The organism is Amycolatopsis sp. SID8362 (genome assembly GCF_010550475.1).
Taxonomy (GTDB): domain Bacteria; phylum Actinomycetota; class Actinomycetes; order Mycobacteriales; family Pseudonocardiaceae; genus Amycolatopsis; species Amycolatopsis eburnea.
Genome location: NZ_JAAGNB010000095.1, coordinates 1 through 18292 on the forward strand (window position 1 = coordinate 1; position 18292 = coordinate 18292).

Below are 18292 nucleotides of genomic sequence, written 5' to 3' on the forward strand. Positions count from 1 at the left end.
GAGCCCCCTCGCCTCCGCGGTGGCTGGCCGTCGGCGTGGCATGTCACCAAGCGCCGACCGCGGTGGCCGGCGGCATGCGCTGACGTGCGCCGGCTGCCACAGCTGGCCAACCCCGCACGCCCGCCACCGCTTGCCGAGCCCCCTGGCCAGAACCGCTCGTCGCCGTCAGCGCGGCTTGCCGTTCGTCGCGCCGACCGGTCGGTATGCGGCGATAACCGGCGCCTGCTCGGGCGCCGGCGATGAGCGGCGCGTCGTCACGGGCAGCGGTCGTTGGTGCACGGCGAGCGGTCGAACACCCCGCTCACCTGGGGCGGACCGCTGCGCCGCCGACTACCGCCCGGCCGTTCCGAGCGGGTCCTGTCCTGGGGATTCGCGCGACGAACGGTCCGTGTGCGGTCGCCGTTCGCCGTCGATATGTGCCGCCGGGTTCGGTCGGGGCGTAGAGATCACTGGGCGTTCATCGCCTCGTAACCACCGGTTGTCGCGTGGGGGTTCCGGGCAATGTGCAACTTGCCGTTAAGTGAGATGTGCGACACCACGACAGGGTCTAGCGGGTCGCGGAGAACCGGAACCTAAGGCAGGAAGACAATGTTGGACGCGAATTGGCCGGACAGCTGGCGAGGTGCCTTCCGCATCGAACTGCGGGCGGAGGCGATCGGACTCGCTTGGCGTGGCTGGCCGGTGCTCCCGGGCGTCAACCCCGCACCGATCACCGAGGGCGACGACCTCACCTGGCGCCGTCCGGTGCCGGCGAGTGAAGCCTGGCGCGAGCAGATCGGCACGCACGCCCACGAAGTCGCCACCTGGTTCTCCGACCGCACCCACAGCCTGCTCGTCGCGACCGGCACCGTCCTCGACGCCATCGAGGTCGACGACGAACTCGGCAAGCGCGCCTGCCGCCTGCTCCGCGCCCTCGGCCACCCCGCGCCGATCATCGCGCTGCCGAACGGCCGCTGGCTCTTCCTGACCACCGTCGCCGACCACGTGCCGGCCGAGCTGGCGTCGCGGGCCGGCATCCAGTGGCACGGCAAGGACAGCTACATCCCGCTGCCGCCGTCGCCGTTCCAGCACGGTGTCGTGCACTGGCGCGTCAAGCCCGAGGTCTGCGGCTGGCAGCTGCCGGACGCCGCCGAGGTACACGACGTGCTCGTCCGTGCGCTGGCCGGCGCCGAAGCGTCGCAGCTGGTTCAGACCACTGCGGCCTGAGCCACCCGAACCACCGCTCACGGCCGGTCCCAGCCCGGCCGTGGCGGAGCAGGACACAACTCCATGAACCACCAAGTGGCCGTTCTAGCTCCCGTGTTGACGCAACGCCCCGAGCACGGTTTCCAGCACGGCCACCGCACCCGCCTTGTCCAGCGGATCGTTGCCGTTCCCGCACTTCGGCGACTGGACGCAGGACGGGCATCCCGTCGGGCACTCGCAGGAGACGATCGCCTCCCGCGTTGCGGCCAGCCACGGGACAATCGCGGCATAACCGCGTTCGGCGAATCCCGCACCCCCGGGATGGCCGTCATGCACGAACACCGTCGCCTCCCCGGTGTCGTCGTGCCACGCGGTACTCACCCCGCCGATGTCCCACCGGTCGCACGTAGCGAACAGCGGTAGCAGGCCGATCGCCGCGTGCTCGGCGGCATGCAGGGCACCGGGGACCCGTGCCGGAACCAATCCGGCACCCCCCGGTGTCCTGCCACCCTCGCGAGCGGGCCCCCGACCGCTCGCCGGGGTTACCTCCCCGGTCCCCACCGGCCCCGCAGATTCGGTCCCCACCCGATGGCCCCCGGTCCCCGCCACGCCATCGACCGCGGTGCCGCCGAGCAGCTCGGCGGAAACCGTGTACCAAACCGCGCGCGTGCGCAGGCTCTGCTCCGGCAGGTCGAGCGGCGTGTGGTCCAGCACCTCCCCGGACGGCCGGCGTCGCAGGTACCCGACGACCTGCGACGTCACGGCCACCTCGCCGAGGCAGACGCTCACGCCGCCGAAGTCCTGCTTCTCCTGGGTGCTCAGCACCGAAATGTCCACGATCTCGCGCGGGGTTGTCGTCCAGTCCGGGTTTTCCGCGTGCACCAGCGCCAGCCCGGTCTCCAGGTCCAGCTCGTCGACGACGTACGACGACCCCTGGTGCAGGTACACCGCGCCGGGGTGGACGGCGAAGCACGCCGAGCCCGGGTCGACCGTCCCGAGCATCCGGCCGGAGTCCGCTTCGACGACCGCGATCTGCTCGCCGCCCGTTCCGCGGATGCCGACCTCGGCGTGCGGCCGGTCCCGCGAAGTCCAGTACCAGCCGCTCGACCGGCGCCGCAGCAGCTTCTGCTCCGCCAGCTCGGCCAGCACCTCCAGCGCCGCCGCGCCGCCGAAGACCTCCAGCTCGGAAAGCGTCAGCGGCAGCTCGGCCACGGCGCACGCGAGCTGCGGCGCCAGCACGTACGGGTTCGCCGGGTCGAGCACCGCCGTCTCCACCGGCCGCTCGAGCAAAGCCGCCGGGTGGTGCACGAGGTAGGTGTCGAGCGGGTCGTCCCGCGCGACGAACACCACCAGCGCGGAATCACCGGACCGGCCCGCGCGCCCGGCCTGCTGCCAGAACGAAGCGAGCGTGCCCGGATACCCGGCCAGCACGACCGCGTCCAGCCCCGCGATGTCGACGCCCAGCTCCAGCGCGTTCGTCGTCGCGACACCCAGCAACCGCCCGGACAACAACGCCGCCTCGAGCGCGCGCCGCTCCTCCGGCAAATAACCAGACCGGTACGCCGCAACGGTTTCCGCCAGCACGGGGTCCACTTCGGACAGTATGCGACGCGCACCCAGCGCGGCCAGCTCCGCACCACGACGAGACCTGATGAACGCCAGCGACCGTGCGCCTTCGAGGACCAGGTCGGCGAGGATCCGCGACGTCTCGGCGCCGGCCGAACGCCGGACCGGCGCGCCGTTCTCCCCGGTCAGTTCCTCCAGCAGCGGCGGCTCCCACAACACGACCGTGCGGGCGCCACGCGGAGAGGCGTCGTCCGTCACAGCGACACAAGGCACCCCCGTCAGCCGCGAAGCGAACGAAGCAGGCGAAGCCGTTGTCGCCGAAGCGAGGACGAACACCGGCGAAGCGCCGTAGTGCTCCGCCACCCGCCGCAGCCGGCGCAGCAACAAGGCGACGTGCGAGCCGAACACCCCGCGGTAGCTGTGGCACTCGTCGACCACGACGCAGCTGAGCCGCCGGAAGAACGACGCCCACCGCCCGTGCGCCGAGAGGATGCCGCGGTGCAGCATGTCCGGATTCGTGAACACCCAGTTCGCGTGCGCGCGCACCCAGTCGCGCTCCGCCATCGGGGTGTCCCCGTCGAACGACGCCGCCCGCACGCCCGGGACGTCCAAAGAGGACACCGAGCGCAGCTGGTCCGCGCCCAGCGCCTTCGTCGGCGACAGGTACAGCGCGTTCGCCTTCTCGCCGGCGGCGAGCCGCGACAGCACCGGCAGCTGGTAGGCCAGCGACTTGCCCGACGCCGTGCCGGTCGAAACCACGACGTGCCGACCCGCGTACGCGTGCTCGGCCGCTTCGGCTTGGTGCGCCCAAGGAGCCGAGACGCCGCAGTCACGCAGCGCAGCGACGACCGCCGGATCCGCCCAGGACGGCCACTCTGCGTGACCCGCCCTGCGGCCCGGAAGGTCGGCCACGTGCGTGACCGGGTTCTCGCGCGACGGGATGCCGGCGGTCACCCGCCCCAGCAGCCGCCGCCCTCTCGAGTCCTCCACCAGCTGAGCTTGGCACAGGGGTCCGACAGTTCTCGCATCCCCAACTGCGCCAACGGATCGGCGAGAGGGTGATCGATCAAGTGAGGAGGCTCACAAGGTAACGGAATGTGCCGTCACCGGGACGGCGTGAAGACGCTGGTTGCGATACCAATACACTCCCGCAATCCACACCCTCTGTGGTGAGCGTCATGTGAGACGTGCATTGCGTCCCGGCTAGCGTGTCGCTCGGTACAGGGTCCATGCCAGCGTCGGCCGTGTCGAACCCCCGGCTTGCCGTCGACGTTGGCGATCGGCGACGTCTCCTGGAGGACGAATGTCACGGCAGTTCCTCGCGGAGGGCGCGGGAAATATCTCGCTCTCCGGAGGTGGCTACACGATTGTCGGTGTAGTCGCCGTGGTCGCGCTTGCCGCACTCGTCATCGGCTACGTCCTGCTCAAGGAGGTGCTGGCCGCAGGCCAGGGCACCGCCAAGATGCAGGACATCGCCAAGGCGGTGCAGGAAGGCGCGGCCGCTTACCTCAAGCGGCAGCGGAACACCCTCGCCATCTTCGGCGTGATCGTGTTCCTCCTGCTCTTCGCACTTCCCGCCGACGACTGGAACGAGAAGATCGGTCGCTCGATCTTCTTCCTGGTCGGTGCGGCGTTCTCGTTCGCGATCGGCTACCTCGGCATGTGGCTGGCGACGCAGGCGAACCTGCGCGTCGCGGCCGCGTCGCGGGAGGAAGGCGGCCGCGAGAAGGCCATGCGCGTCGCGTTCCGCACCGGGGGCGTCGTCGGCATGATCACCGTCGGCCTCGGTCTGTTCGGCGCCGCGGTCGTCGTGCTGGTCTACACCGGCCAGGCGCCCAAGGTGCTCGAGGGCTTCGGCTTCGGCGCCGCCCTGATCGCGATGTTCATGCGTGTCGGCGGCGGTATCTTCACCAAGGCCGCCGACGTCGGCGCGGACCTGGTCGGCAAGGTCGAGCAGGGCATCCCGGAGGACGACCCGCGCAACGCCGCCACCATCGCGGACAACGTGGGCGACAACGTCGGCGACTGCGCCGGCATGGCCGCGGACCTCTTCGAGTCCTACGCCGTCATGCTGGTCGCCGCGCTGATCCTGGGCAGCACCGCCTTCGGCGTGCACGGCCTGATCTTCCCGCTCATCGTGCCGGCCATCGGTGTCATCACCGCGGTCATCGGTGTCTACATCACCAAGGCGCGCGCGGGTGAGGGCGGTCTGGTCACGATCAACCGCTCCTTCTACATCTCCGCGGTCATCTCCGCCGTCCTGTCGGCGATCGCGGCGTTCGTGTACCTGCCGAGCAGCTTCTCCGACTTCGGCGCGGGCTTCGAGAACTCGGGCAACCCGGCGGTCATCGCGACCATCTCGGTGATCATCGGCATCGTGCTCGCCGCGGTCATCCTGAAGCTGACCGGCTACTACACCGGCACCGAGTACAAGCCGGTCAAGGACGTCGGCCAGACGTCGGAAACCGGTGCGGCGACGGTCATCCTGTCCGGCATCTCGATCGGTTTCGAGTCCGCCGTGTACACCGCGCTGGTCATCGGCGCGGCCGTCTTCGGCGCGTACCTGCTCGGCGGCGGCGTCGCGCTGTTCGCCGTGGCGCTGGCCGGCACCGGCCTGCTGACCACCGTCGGCGTCATCGTCGCGATGGACACCTTCGGCCCGGTTTCGGACAACGCGCAGGGCATCGCCGAGATGTCGGGCGACGTCGACGAGAAGGCCGCGCAGATCCTGACCGAGCTGGACGCGGTCGGCAACACCACCAAGGCCATCACCAAGGGCATCGCGATCGCGACCGCCGTCCTCGCGGCGACCGCGCTCTTCGGCTCCTACTCGGACGCGATCACGAAGACGCTGTCGGGCATGGGCAACGGCGTGGTCACCGGCCTCGACGCGGCCAAGTCGTTCGTCAACCAGGTCGTCAGCCCGAACACGCTCGTCGGCGTGATCATCGGCGCGGCCGTCGTGTTCATGTTCTCGGGGCTCGCCGTCAACGCGGTCTCGCGCGCGGCCGGCGCGGTGGTCTACGAGGTCCGCCGCCAGTTCCGCGACATCCCGGGCATCATGGAGGGCACCACCCGCCCCGAGTACGGCAAGGTCGTCGACATCGTCACGCGCGATTCGCTGCGCGAGCTGACGACGCCGGGTCTGCTGGCGGTCTTCGCCCCGATCGCGGTCGGCTTCGGCCTGGGCACCGGCGCGCTCGCCGGCTACCTGGCCGGCGCGATCGCCTGCGGCACCCTGATGGCGATCTTCCTCGCCAACTCCGGTGGCGCGTGGGACAACGCGAAGAAGCTGGTCGAAGACGGCAACCACGGCGGCAAGGGTTCGGACGCGCACGAGGCCACCATCATCGGTGACACCGTGGGTGACCCGTTCAAGGACACCGCCGGCCCGGCGATCAACCCGCTGATCAAGGTCATGAACCTGGTCTCGGTGCTGATCGCGCCCGCCGTCGTGCAGTTCTCGATCGGCCCGGACCAGAACACGGCCGTGCGCATCATCATCTCGCTGGTCGCGCTCGCCGTCGTCGTGGCGGCGATCGTGATCTCGAAGCGGCGCGGGACGGTCATCTCCGACGCCCCGGCCGAGATCAAGGCCTGACCGAGGCACCGTTCCGGGCCCGGCACGCAGCGTCGCGTGCCGGGCCCGGCGCGTGTCGGGACATCCCACACTGGCTCGGCGAGTTGCGAAGCAGCACCGAGTCGGTACCGTCGGCCCTTCCGGGACGTCGTCGAGCAGGAGGTGCACAGGTGCGGCCGCGGTCAACCGTCTTCGCCGCCCTACTGTGCCGTTGGTCAGCAATCCGACGGCAGCCACGGCGGAAAACCGTTGCGTCGTGCAGATCGGCTGCGGACCGTATCCCCCTGCTTTCGGTCGGATTGCTGACCGCGACGATCACGATCGGCCTCGCCGGCTGCGGGCAACCCGCCGCGCAGTCCCCGGCACGGGATCAGGGTCTGTCGGTGACGACCGTGGTGCCGCAGGCCGATCCGGTGGCGAGATGGGCGGACGGCTACTGCGCCTCGGTGACCCACCTGGTTCGCGCGCTGGCGGAGCTGCCCACCGTCGACCCGAGCACGCCGCAGCAGGCGTCCAGGACGTCGAGTGACCTGCTTTCCTCGGTGGTCGGCGGGCTGGACCGGAGCCTCGCCGGGCTGAACGCGCTCGGCGCGCCGCCGGTGCGGTCGGCGGACGGCGGCCGCGCGGACGTCATCGGGCAGTTCACCGAGATCCGCGACCAGGCCGAGCAGGCGCGGCAGCGCATCGACGCCGTCCGCGGCGACGCGACGGCGACGAAGGCCGCCCTCGGCGAGGCCAGGGCGACGCTCGACCGCATCGACGCGCTCGACTACCTCAAGGGCCTCAAGGACGTCCCGGCACTGGCGGCGGCGGAGCAGCGCGCTCCGGCTTGCCGTCAGCTGGATCAACCGCCTGGCTGAAGATCGCTCACGGTACTGCCGCGAATCGAACTTGTGTTCTAGTATGGCGCGGTGGATCGGACGATCTCGCTCTTCTCCGCCGAGGCCAGCGGGCCGGGCCTGGGCGACCTGGCCGGCCTGCTGTGCTGCCACGGCCAGATCACCGGCTTCGGGCGCACCGCCGCCCGGCTGTCGGTGGTCGTCGAGGAGCCGTGGCGGGCGCACGTCCTGGCCCGCGAGTTCCGTTGCCGCGGCGCGGACGCGCAGGTCTCGAAGGCCGAGTGCGGCCGTCCGCAGGTGCGCACGTCGTTCCGCGTCGACCTGCTGCCGCTGGCGCTGCGGTGGCTGCGGGAGGGCTGCGCGGGCCCGGTCGAGGACGACTCGGGCAAGGCGGTGCCGGACGGCTTCCGGCTGAGCGGCGCGATGCTGCGGATGTGGGCGCTGGCCGGCGGCAGGCCCGGCACGCAGGGCTACCTGCTCGGGGTCGACCCGCTCGCGCCGACCATGCACGAAAGGCTGGTCGAGGCGCTGACGCCGTTGGGTGTGGCGGCAAAGCTGACCGGCCCGAAGGCCGAGGTCCCGGCCGTCAAGGTCACCGGAAAACGCCGCTTGGAGGCGCTGCTGGAACTGATCGGGGAGCCACCGCCGGGTGCCGAAGCGGCGTGGCCGGGCGCGGAACCGCTGCCGGTGCCGCACCCGGAGGCCGTGACGAGCACGGCCTGACCGGGTGCGAGCGCCGCGTCAGGGCCGGGGCAGGGTGCAGCCGGCCTGCGTGAGGGCGATTTCGTTGGCCGCGGTGAGGCACGCGGGAATGCCGTACGTCTCCTGGCCGTAGTTCGTCTTGTAGTGCACGGTGACGTTGCCGGCCTCGTCGACCTCGCACGGGTTGTTGTCCGTGCAGCGCGCGCCGTCCTCGTTGCCGGTGTTGTTCACGCCGACGACCTTGCCGCCGGAGACGATCGGCGAGCCCGACGTGCCGCCGATGGTCTGGCAGGCGGAGGTGTACCGGATCGAGTCCTTCCAGGTCCAGCTGCCCTCCTTCAGCCGGTAGACGAACCCGTCGATGTTGCAGGAGTAGATCCGCTTCCAGTAGCCGGAGACGACGTCGATCGCGGCGCCGGCCGCCGGGTGCGCGTTGGACAGCTCCAGCGGCGAGATCCCGTAGCTCGACTTGATCTGCGCGTAGGTGGTGGTGAGCTGGTAGAGCGACACGTCGGTGTCGGTCATCGTCCCGTAGACGATCTTCTTGGCGCGCAGCGTGCCCGCGTTGCCGCCGCTGGCGTTGAGCAGCGTGAACGTCCGGCTGGACGACCGGTTGGTGATGACCTGCCCAGGCGCCGGGAAACCGGTCTCGAGGCAGTGGCCGTTGGACATGACGAGCGCGGGCGCGGTGTCCGGCGTCGCCGCCGGCTTGACCACCGAGCCCGAGCAGTTGGAGAGGGCTACCGTGCCGGCGAAGTTCGCCGCGGCCGCGCTCGCCGGAGTGGTCCCCAGTAATACTGTGGCGGTCGCGGCGGTGAGCAGGGCGCCGAGGAGGCGTCGGGTCATGGCGGATCCTTTCGGCTGGACGGGGAAACCAGTGAAGCGGTCACATCCCCGCGCCCACCACCGTCGAACGGAGGGTATCCAGGCGGTCACGCGCTAGGCTGCGCGGGACGTGGCCGAAATCACGTGGCGGGTACGTTGGGGAAACATCGTCGAGGTCAGCGGCGATGCGCTGGACACAGGAACGGCGGCGTGTTGGGTCACCTCCGCGCCGTCCGCGCCGGGACAGCGTGCACACTGGCAGGTCGAAGACGCGGGCCCGACGCCTCATGGCAGGGCCTGGTCCCGGTCGCGGGACGAGATGAGCGGAGAGCAGGACAGCGTGGCAGGAGCACGGACCAAGAAGAACGGAGCCTCGGCGGGCAACGGCGCCGGGCACCGGCGGCTGGTCATCGTCGAGTCGCCGACGAAGGCCCGCAAGATCGCCCCCTACCTGGGCGGCGGTTACGTCGTCGAGTCCTCCGTCGGGCACATCCGCGACCTGCCTCGTGGTGCCGCCGACGTGCCGGCCCAGTACAAGGGCGAGTCGTGGGCCCGCCTCGGCGTCGACGTCGACAACGACTTCAAGGCGCTCTACGTGGTCACCCCGGACAAGAAGTCCAAGGTGACCGAGCTCAAGGGGCTGCTCAAGGACGTCGACGAGCTCTACCTCGCCACGGACCCCGACCGCGAGGGCGAGGCCATCGCGTGGCACCTCCTCGAGACGCTGAAGCCGAAGGTCCCGGTCCGCCGGATGGTCTTCCACGAGGTCACCGAGCAGGCCATCCGTGCGGCCGCCGACTCGACCCGTGAGCTGGACGCCGACCTCGTCGACGCGCAGGAGACCCGCCGCATCCTCGACCGCCTCTACGGCTACGAGGTCTCGCCGGTCCTGTGGAAGAAGGTCATGCCGAAGCTTTCGGCGGGCCGCGTCCAGTCGGTGGCGACCCGGATCGTGGTCGAGCGCGAACGCGAGCGGATGCGCTTCACCTCGGCGTCCTACTGGGACATCTCGGCGACCATGGACGCGGGCGAAGAGGCTTCGCCGCGGAACTTCCCCGCGCGGCTCGTCGCCGTCGACGGCGCGCGCCTGGCCACCGGCCGCGACTTCGGCTCGGACGGGCAGCTCAAGGCGTCGAACACCGAGGTCCGCGTGCTCGCGGAGGCCGACGCGCGGCGCCTGGCCGAAGCGCTGAAGCAGCGTGACTTCAAGGTCGCGAGCGTCGAGGAGAAGCCGTACACGCGGAAGCCGTACGCGCCCTTCATGACCTCGACGCTTCAGCAGGAGGCGGGCCGCAAGATGCGGTTCACCTCGGAGCGCACCATGCGGATCGCGCAGAAGCTGTACGAGAACGGCTACATCACCTATATGCGTACCGACTCCACGACGCTGTCGGAGTCGGCGATCTCGGCCGCGCGCAGCCAGGCCACGCAGCTGTACGGCAAGGAGTACGTCTCGCCGTCGCCGCGCCAGTACACGCGCAAGGTCAAGAACGCGCAGGAGGCCCACGAGGCGATCCGGCCGTCGGGCGAGGTCTTCCGCACGCCGGGCCAGGTCGCGAGCGAGCTGGACACCGACGAATACCGCCTCTACGAGATGATCTGGCAGCGCACGATCGCGTCGCAGATGGCGGACGCCAAGGGCACCACGATGTCGGTGCGCATCGTCGGCAACGCGACCTCGGGCGAGGAATGCACCTTCGCGGCCTCGGGCCGCACGATCACCTTCGCGGGCTTCCTCAAGGCGTACGTCGAGGCCGTCGACACCGAGACCGGTGGCGAAGCCGACGACAAGCAGAGCCGCCTGCCGGTGCTGGAAAAGGACCAGGCGCTGACCGCGTCGGACCTGAACCCGGACGGCCACACCACCTCGCCGCCGGCGCGGTACTCGGAGCCGAGCCTGGTCAGCAAGCTGGAAGAGCTGGGCATCGGCCGCCCGTCGACGTACGCGTCGATCATCAAGACCATCCAGGACCGCGGCTACGTCTGGAAGAAGGGCTCCGCGCTCGTCCCGTCGTGGGTCGCGTTCGCCGTGATCGGCCTGATGGAACGGCACTTCGAGCGGCTCGTCGACTACGACTTCACCGCCGGCATGGAGGACGAGCTCGACCGCATCGCGGCCGGCGACGAGCAGCGCGCGCAGTGGCTGTCGAAGTTCTACTTCGGCGGCGACATGGGCGTCGACGGCTCGATCGGCCGCCTGGGCGGGCTCAAGAAGCTGGTCGAAGGCAGCGTCGAGGACATCGACGCGCGCGAGATCAACTCGATCCCGCTGTTCAGCGACGCCGACGGGCACACGGTCGTGGTCCGCGTCGGGCGCTACGGGCCGTACCTGGAGCGCGAGGTCGACGGGAACTCGCAGCGCGCGAACCTGCCCGAAGACCTGCCGCCGGACGAGCTTTCGCAGGAGATCGCGGAGAAGCTGTTCGCGACGCCGCAGGAGGGCCGTTCGCTGGGCGTCGACCCGGTGAGCGGGCACGAGATCGTCGCCAAGGAAGGCCGCTTCGGACCGTACGTGACCGAGCTGCTGCCCGAGATCGAGATCCCCGAGGACGCCACGGCCGCGCAGAAGAAGGCCGCCAAGGCGAAGGCGCCGAAGCCGCGCACGGGCTCGCTGTTCAAGTCCATGGACATCGAGACCATCACGCTCGACGACGCGCTGAAGCTGCTCTCGCTGCCGCGCGTGGTCGGCAAGGACCCGGAGTCCGGCGACGAGATCACGGCGCAGAACGGGCGCTACGGGCCGTACCTGAAGAAGGGCACGGACTCGCGGTCGCTCTCGACCGAGGACCAGCTGTTCTCGATCACCGTCGAGGAAGCGCTGAAGATCTACTCGGAGCCGAAGCAGCGCGGCCGGTCGGCGACCGCGAAGCCGCCGCTCAAGGAGCTCGGCGAGGACCCGGTGTCGAAGAAGCCGATGGTGGTCAAGGACGGGCGCTTCGGCCCGTACGTGACCGATGGCGAGTACAACGCGACGCTGCGGAAGGGCGACGAGATCGAGTCGCTGACCGCGGAACGCGCGTCCGAGCTGCTGGCCGAGAAGCGGGCGAAGGGCCCGGCGCCGAAGCGGAAGGCGCCGGCGCGCAAGCCGGCGTCGACGACGGCGAAGACGGTCAAGGCGGGCACGGCCAAGAAGGCCACCACCGCCAAGCGGTCCACCGCGACGAAGACGAAGTAGCACGTCAGAAGCCCGTGAAGGCCTCCTTACCGGCGTTTTTGCCTGGTAAGGAGGCCTTCACGGACTTTGGCCACACTTTCGGGTGACACCTCGAACGGATGTTCGGGAAATTGTCGGTGGTCCCGGGTTTCCTGAACGCGTGACCACAACACCACGCACCGTGCACACGGTGCTCGCCAAGATCCTCAAGCCCGTCCGCGCTGCGGCCGCGGGCAGTCCGTCCGCGCTGGACCTCCACGACTCGCTGCCCGGGTTCGCCGGTGACGGCGTCTGCGGCGTCGCCGTCGCCTTGTTCGACGAGCCGTGGACGTCGGCGTTCTTCGACGACGGCACGCGGTTCGGCGTCGCCGGGGACGGCCTGCGCCGGTCCGGGCCGTCGTCCGGCTCGATCGCGGAGCTGCTCGGCCTGGCCTTCGCGCGGTTGCCGCTGCGGTCGCCGGCGCCCGGCGGGGGCCTGTACCTGGACGCCGACGAGCGCGGGGTCCTGGCGGCCGGGCAGGAGTGCCTGGTCCTCGACCTGATGGAGGAGCTCCGAAGACCCCGGCTCGGCACGGTCCAGGTCGACCTCGCCCGCGGCCCGCGCCGGCCGTGGGAGGCGGTGGCGTTCGTCGACGACGCCCGCGGCAGGCACCTGGCGGTGCTGGGCAGGCGCCGGGGTGGCCGCCGCCGGTTCTGGTGGCTGCCGGGGAGCGTCGACGCGCTGGCGGAGATCGTCGAAGGGCGGATCCCGGAGCATGTCTGAGCCGCTCGCCGACCGCTCGCCGAACGATGTCACCCACTCGAACACATGTGCGAGAAATTGTCGGTGCCAGGGTGTTCAATCTAAGGGTGAGCAACTCAGTCGCCGTCTTCGACGTCATCGACGAGGTCATCGCCCCGCTGTCGGCCGAGGTGCCGGAGCGGCCCTCGGTGATGGAGTTCTACGACCCCGAGTTCGAGATCCCGCCGGTGCTGGCGGACACCGGACCGCTCCCGGGTCGTCGTCCTTCGCCGCCGCTGAGCCTGGCCGACGAAGTGGAGCAGTACACCCGGTTCGTTGCCGGAATGGCCGCGATCGGCCTCGCCCCGGGTGGCGAGGTCACGGCCGAGGCGGTCGGGCTGTACCGGGCGCTGCGCGGCGGCTTCATCCGCGGCGTGGTCACCGGGGTCTTCCCGGCCCGTCAGGAGCCGTGGGAGGTGCGGTTCTTCGGCGACGAGGACTACACCACGGTGCTGCACAAGCTGGGCAACCGCGCGCGGCTGCGGTCGGGCTTCCTCAGCGAGCTGCCGGGCTGGGTATTCGACGGCCTGCCGGACCGGCTGCCGGGGCCGGGACGGCACGTGCGGATCGAGACGGACGAGCGCGGCCTGATCCCGGGCGGCTGCGAGCGGGCGGTCGAGCTGATCCGCGAGTGCGCGGCCCGTCCGCGGCTGGGCACGGTGCTGGTGGACTTGGCGGTCCGCGACGCGATCCTGGCGGAGTACCCGCACGGCGCGTTCGGCCTGGTCGACAACGACCTCGGCCGCTACCAGTTCAGCGCGGCGGTGGACCGCACCGGCCGCTGGACGGTGACGTGGGGTCCGGCCTCGCGGAGCACGGCCGAGCAGTGGATCGTCGAGGCGGTGCAGAGCCATGCGTGAGCCGGTGGAGACCCCGCCGGTCCGCGGGGAGGCGCCCGAGCCGGCGCTGCTGGGCCTCACGGTCCGCGACGCGATCCTGGCGGCGGCCGAGCTGATCAGCGACGTTCCGATCCCTCGCAGCGGAGCCACCGGTGACGAGGCCGAGAAGGAGGTGCGAGGCCATGGCTGAACGGACGGCCGCCCGGGAGCTGCTCGAGCTCGCCGCCGGCCCGGTGCTGGCGGCGATGCCGGATCGCGAGCCCGTCGACCGGCTCTACAACCCGGACGTCAGCGACGACGACATCCTCGTCCACGGCCCGGTCTCCGACGACCCCGCGGACCTGATCGCCGAGGTCGAACGGCACATGGCCTGGGCGGCCTGGATCGAGGGCACGCCGTTCGGGGAGGACGGTGAGCTGAACGAGATCGGGTTCGAGGTCGTCTCGCTGATGCTGCGCGGTTCGGTGCGGGCGGCGCTGTGCGGTGTCTTCGACGAGGGCCCCGCGACGGCGGACATCCGGTGCTACGCGGACGGCGAGCGGGCCTTCATGATGGGCGCGCTCCCGGGCCGGACGGCGATCCACCTCGCCGACTTCGAAGAGCTGCCGGAGATGCTCATCGCGGAGCTGCCGGAGGTGCCGTTCGGCGCCTCGCCGCGGGCGATCTGGCTGTCGGTGGACGACGACGGCCTGGTCCACGACGGCCAGGACGCCGACGTCTGGGCGATGCGGGAGGTGCTGGCCCGGCCGCGCTCGGGCACGGCGGTGCTCGACATGCTCGCCTTCGGCGGGCTGTGCGCGGAGTTCCCGGACCACGGCTTCGTCCTCGTGGACACGGATCTGGGCCGCTTCGCGCTGGCGGCGCTGGATCGCGGGGACGGGCGGCGGCAGCTCGTCCTGAGCCCGTTCAGCCGCGGGATGCTCCGCGACTGGTGCCGGAAGATGATCGACCTCGGCCAGGAGGAGGTGCCCTGACCGGTACTCCATCCGGGCCCGAGCGCGAGCTGCGAAACTGGCCATCTTGACACCCAGGGTGTGGCCGGTCCCGCGCGGCCGTCTCCGGGCTCGTGTGACCGGACTCACTACGATCCGTCACCAACGGCGGTCGACCCGGTCACCGGCGGGCTGGACACTGCAGGGGGTTCGGGCACGGGCTTGCGCTGCGTGACCGACCCTCCACTGGAGACAGAGCCATTGGGCGGATGCGTTATCCGCCATCGTCGCTACCCTGGAAAGGCGAGGACATTCAGTAGTGAGGTGGTCACCATGAGCGCGAACGGTGAGGCTCCCTTCTTCAATGCCCCCGAGCTCACTCAGCGCGACGGCACTCTGTCCCAAGCACCAGGCGAGACGTTCGCGGACCCGGTCTCCGGACTGGTCACCGCGGCGCCGGAGCCCCGTGCCGCGGCTCCGAACGGCCACGAGCCCGCCGCCTTCCCGGTGGCCGGGCCGGTGCAGCCCGACGAAGAGGTCGTGCGCCGGATGGTCGAGGAGACGCTCCGCGAGGAGGGCGAAACCGGCGCGAAGGCCCCGGAGGCGATCCCGCCGGCGGGCACCTTGGCGGTGAACGGCGAGAACCCGCCGCTCGGGGTGCTGCCGCGGCAGCGGAACCGGCAGCGCACCTGGCCGACCCGGCCGCCGCAGCTGCTGCGGCCACTCCGGCAGGCCCCGCTGCCGGACGAGGACGCCGACGACGTCGACGTCGTGCCGGTAAAGCGGCGGAAGCTGCCGAAGATGCCGGCGGTGTCGATGCCGGCGTTCAACCGGCCGTCGTCGAGCGCGGCGGGCGTGATGCTCGCGGTGGTGCTGCTGATCGTGTTCGGTTTCGTCGCCATCGAGATGGTGTCCAGCCTGGTCAGCAGCGTGACCGGCCTGTTCGACTAGCGTTCGCTCGCTGGTCCCCACCCCACCGGGACCTCGGGGCCGTCCGCGAGGCAAGGGCCGATCGGGCTACCCTGGCTTCACGGTCGGGCTACCTCACGAGGACGTCCGGCACCGCGGTGACTAGTGGGGTGGGCGTATCAGCGAGGGCGTGCGGTCGGTACCCGGCGCCGGCCCGGGTGCGTCGTCGGGCGCCGAGGCGTCCACGATCAACCGGGTCCGGCGGGTACTGGCGATCAAACCGTTCCGGCGGCTCTGGGGCGTCACGTACCTGTGCAGCGTGGCCGACTGGCTGAACATCCTGGCCCTCACCGGCTTGGCCACGAAGCTGACGGACAACTACTTCGCGCAGAACTTCGCCTTCGTCGGCGTCGTCCTGACCGGCCTGGCACCGGGGCTGCTGTTCGCCCCAGTCGGCGGGCTGCTCGCGGACCGGTTCGACCGCCGCAAGGTCATGGTCGTCGCCGACCTGCTGCGGTGCGGGTTCCTGCTGTCCATCGCCATCGTCAGCGCGCCCTGGTGGTTGCTGGCCGGCAACTTCCTCGTCGGCTGCGCGTCGAGCATGTGGATCCCCTCGAAAGAGGCGGCCGTCCCCAACCTGCTCCGCAGGCCCGACCAGGTCGAGACGGCCAACCAGCTCGGCATGGTGATGACCTACGGCCTCGCCGTCATCACCGCGGCCGGGGCCAACGCGGCCATCACCGGCGTCAACACGACGTTCCACCTGTTCCCCGGCGACCCGAGCCTCAACATCGCGAAGCTCGTCGTCATCATCACCGGCCTGCTCTACCTGGCCAGCGCGATCCTGATCGCCACCCGGATCCCCGAGCTTTCGCTGCGCAACGTCCACGCGCTGCCGGAACAGAAGGTCAAGCAGGCCGACGAAGAGAAGTTCGGCGTCGGCCAGATGATCGCCGACGGCTTCCGGTTCATCCGCAGCACGCCGCTCGTGCGCGGCCTGCTCGTCGGGGCCTTCGGCGCGTTCGCCGCGGGCGGGGCCGTGATCGGCTCGGCCAAGCCGTACTCCTCGAGTCTGCTGGCCGGCGACTCCGCGTTCAACCTGCTGGTGCTGGCCGTCTTCCTCGGCCTGGCCACCGGCATGGCGTTCGCTCCCAAGCTCGCCCGGCGCCTGGCGCACGACCGGCTGTTCGGCATCTCCATCATCGCCGCCGCGTTGTCGCTCCTGGTGGTGGCGCTGTCGCCGCACCTGGCGGTCGCGCTGATCGCCGTCTGCTCCGTCGGCATCTGGGCCGGCACGGCGTTCCTCACCGGCGTCACGATCATCGGCTCGCGCGTCGAGGACGCCATCCGCGGCCGGATCAACGCGATCTACCAGCTGATGATGAAGCTGGTGCTGTTCGGCACCACGGTCACCGTGCCGGTGCTGGTCGGCCTGGTGCAGCGGCACACGATCACCGTCTGGGGCAGCCCGCTCACCATCGACGGCACCCGCCCGGTCATGCTCGGCGGCGCCGCGATCGCGCTGGTCGCCGGGCTCTTCGCCTACCGGCAGATGGACGACAAGCGCACCGAGCCGATCCTGTCCGACCTGCGCAACGCGCTGCGCCGCACCCCGCGGCGGGTCAACGGCTTCCTCATCGCCGTCGAGGGCACCACCGCGATCAACACCGCGATCCAGGCCGTCAACCTGGCCGACTGGATGCGCGGCGGCACCCGCCCGGTCGTGGTCGCCGCCGACCCCGCGCTCGACGACCAGCGGCTCACCGCACTGGTCTCCGGCGCCTCGCTGACCGGGGCGCGGGCCCAGGCGCTGGCCGCCGCCGCGGTGCGGGCCGACATCGTCGAGCGGCACGTCCAGCCGGCGCTGGACGCCGGTTCGGTGGTCGTGATGGAACGGTTCGTCGACTCGCCGCTCGCGCACCTGTCCGCCGTCGCCGGCCTGGACAGCGACGAGCTCGAGGGGCTCGCCGACTGGGCGACCGGGCGGCTGCGCCCGGACCTGACCGTGCTGCTCGACGCCGCCCCGAACGGCGCCCCGCGCGACAAGTCGGCCGCCATGAACGACCAGTGGCGCGTCCAGCACCTGCTCACCGAGATGGCCGCGGCCGACCCGGACCGGTACGTCGTGATCGACGCCGACGGCACCGACGCCGAGGTCGCCGAGCGGATCCGCACCGCGCTGCGCGCCGTGTTCGTCGGCCGGCTGGCCGCGCTCGCGCCGACGTCCGAGAAGCCGGTGACGCTGCCGCTGGACATCGACGAGCCCCTGCACGTCGAAACCCCGGAAGAGCCTCGCGTGGAGGCGAAGTGACGACGACCGAGCGCATCGGCGTCTGGAACCAGGTGGTCGGCCAGGAAGCCGCCGTCGAAACGCTGACCTCGGCCGCGTCGGCCGCCGCGAAGATCGTCGCCGGTGAGCCCGCCCCGCCCGGGGCGATGACGCACGCGTGGCTGCTCACCGGCCCGCCCGGATCGGGCCGCTCGGTGGCCGCGCGGACGTTCGCCGCGGCGCTGCAGTGCAGCACCGGCACCGGCTGCGACGCCTGCCCCGGCTGCCACACGACGATGGCGGGCACGCACGCCGACGTCCGGCTCGTGGTGCCCGAAGGCCTGTCGATCTCGGTCGCCGAAATGCGGGCATTGGTGCAGGCGGCCGCACGCCGCCCGACCACCGGCAACTGGCAGGTCGTCATCATCGAGGACGCCGACCGGCTCACAGAAGGCGCGTCGAACGCCCTGCTGAAGGCCGTCGAAGAGCCGCCGGACCGCACGGTCTTCCTGCTCTGCGCGCCGTCGGACCACCCCGAGGACGTCTCGGTGACGATCCGTTCGCGCTGCCGCCTGGTGACGCTGCGGACGCCCGCCCCGGAGGCGATCGCCGACGTCCTGGTGCGCCGCGACCACGTCGACCCCGAGCGGGCGCACTGGGCCGCCTCGGTGTGCGGCGGTCACGTCGGCCGCGCGCGTCGGCTCGCCACCG

14 protein-coding genes are annotated in these 18292 nt (G+C 71.1%); 12 read left to right on the forward strand and 2 right to left on the reverse strand.

Going from position 1 to position 18292, the window contains the following annotated elements:
• Nucleotides 1-588 precede the first annotated feature (588 nt).
• Complete coding sequence (locus tag G3I65_RS03145; RefSeq protein WP_160694549.1) at nt 589-1206, forward strand: bifunctional DNA primase/polymerase; 618 nt, start codon at nt 589-591, stop codon at nt 1204-1206.
• A gap of 84 nt (nt 1207-1290) precedes the next feature.
• On the opposite strand, the gene G3I65_RS03150 is transcribed toward G3I65_RS03145, so the two are convergent.
• A complete protein-coding gene (locus tag G3I65_RS03150) occupies nt 1291-3705 on the reverse strand; it encodes a DEAD/DEAH box helicase (RefSeq protein WP_160694571.1) in 2415 nt (804 codons plus the stop codon).
• A 349-nt stretch (nt 3706-4054) separates the two neighbouring features.
• Here G3I65_RS03150 and G3I65_RS03155 point away from each other — a divergent pair, with 349 nt between their 5' ends.
• From G3I65_RS03155 to G3I65_RS03165, 3 genes are all read left to right on the forward strand, one after another.
• Nucleotides 4055-6352 carry a sodium-translocating pyrophosphatase gene (locus tag G3I65_RS03155; protein WP_160694551.1) on the forward strand — a complete coding sequence of 766 codons (2298 nt, stop codon included), beginning with the start codon at nt 4055-4057 and terminating at the stop codon, nt 6350-6352.
• Between the two features lie 362 nt (nt 6353-6714).
• Nucleotides 6715-7191 carry a hypothetical protein gene (locus tag G3I65_RS03160; protein ID WP_309235233.1) on the forward strand — a complete coding sequence of 159 codons (477 nt, stop codon included), beginning with the start codon at nt 6715-6717 and terminating at the stop codon, nt 7189-7191.
• Nucleotides 7192-7242: 51 nt separating this feature from the next.
• Complete coding sequence (locus tag G3I65_RS03165) at nt 7243-7893, forward strand: hypothetical protein (RefSeq protein WP_160694553.1); 651 nt, start codon at nt 7243-7245, stop codon at nt 7891-7893.
• 18 nt (nt 7894-7911) lie between these two features.
• Here G3I65_RS03165 and G3I65_RS03170 read toward each other — a convergent pair whose 3' ends face one another.
• The gene (locus tag G3I65_RS03170; RefSeq protein WP_160694555.1) at nt 7912-8718 is read right to left on the reverse strand and encodes a serine protease; all 807 of its coding nucleotides are present in this window, start codon (nt 8716-8718) and stop codon (nt 7912-7914) included.
• 298 nt (nt 8719-9016) lie between these two features.
• On the opposite strand from G3I65_RS03170, the gene topA reads away from it, so the two are divergent.
• The 8 genes from topA to G3I65_RS03210 form a co-directional block, all read left to right on the forward strand.
• Nucleotides 9017-11872: a type I DNA topoisomerase gene (topA, locus tag G3I65_RS03175; RefSeq protein WP_166639594.1), complete on the forward strand. Its 2856-nt coding sequence runs from the start codon at nt 9017-9019 to the stop codon at nt 11870-11872.
• Between the two features lie 139 nt (nt 11873-12011).
• A complete protein-coding gene (locus G3I65_RS03180) occupies nt 12012-12614 on the forward strand; it encodes a hypothetical protein (protein ID WP_239070350.1) in 603 nt (200 codons plus the stop codon).
• Nucleotides 12615-12700: 86 nt separating this feature from the next.
• Nucleotides 12701-13492, forward strand: a complete 792-nt coding sequence (locus G3I65_RS03185) for an ESX secretion-associated protein EspG (protein WP_160694559.1) — start codon at nt 12701-12703, stop codon at nt 13490-13492.
• Nucleotides 13485-13661, forward strand: a complete 177-nt coding sequence (locus G3I65_RS03190; protein ID WP_160694561.1) for a hypothetical protein — start codon at nt 13485-13487, stop codon at nt 13659-13661. The genes G3I65_RS03185 and G3I65_RS03190 overlap by 8 nt, the downstream gene beginning before the upstream one ends.
• Nucleotides 13654-14445 (forward strand): hypothetical protein, encoded by a 792-nt coding sequence (locus G3I65_RS03195; protein WP_160694563.1) that lies wholly within the window; start codon nt 13654-13656, stop codon nt 14443-14445. Before G3I65_RS03190 ends, G3I65_RS03195 begins: the two co-directional genes overlap by 8 nt.
• Before the next feature lie 291 nt (nt 14446-14736).
• Nucleotides 14737-15354 carry a hypothetical protein gene (locus tag G3I65_RS03200; protein WP_166639596.1) on the forward strand — a complete coding sequence of 206 codons (618 nt, stop codon included), beginning with the start codon at nt 14737-14739 and terminating at the stop codon, nt 15352-15354.
• Between the two features lie 148 nt (nt 15355-15502).
• Complete coding sequence (locus tag G3I65_RS03205) at nt 15503-17623, forward strand: dTMP kinase (protein ID WP_160694567.1); 2121 nt, start codon at nt 15503-15505, stop codon at nt 17621-17623.
• Nucleotides 17620-18292, forward strand: a 673-nt coding sequence (locus tag G3I65_RS03210) for a DNA polymerase III subunit delta' (RefSeq protein WP_160694569.1), incomplete at its 3' end; no start/stop codon positions are given. The genes G3I65_RS03205 and G3I65_RS03210, both read left to right, overlap by 4 nt.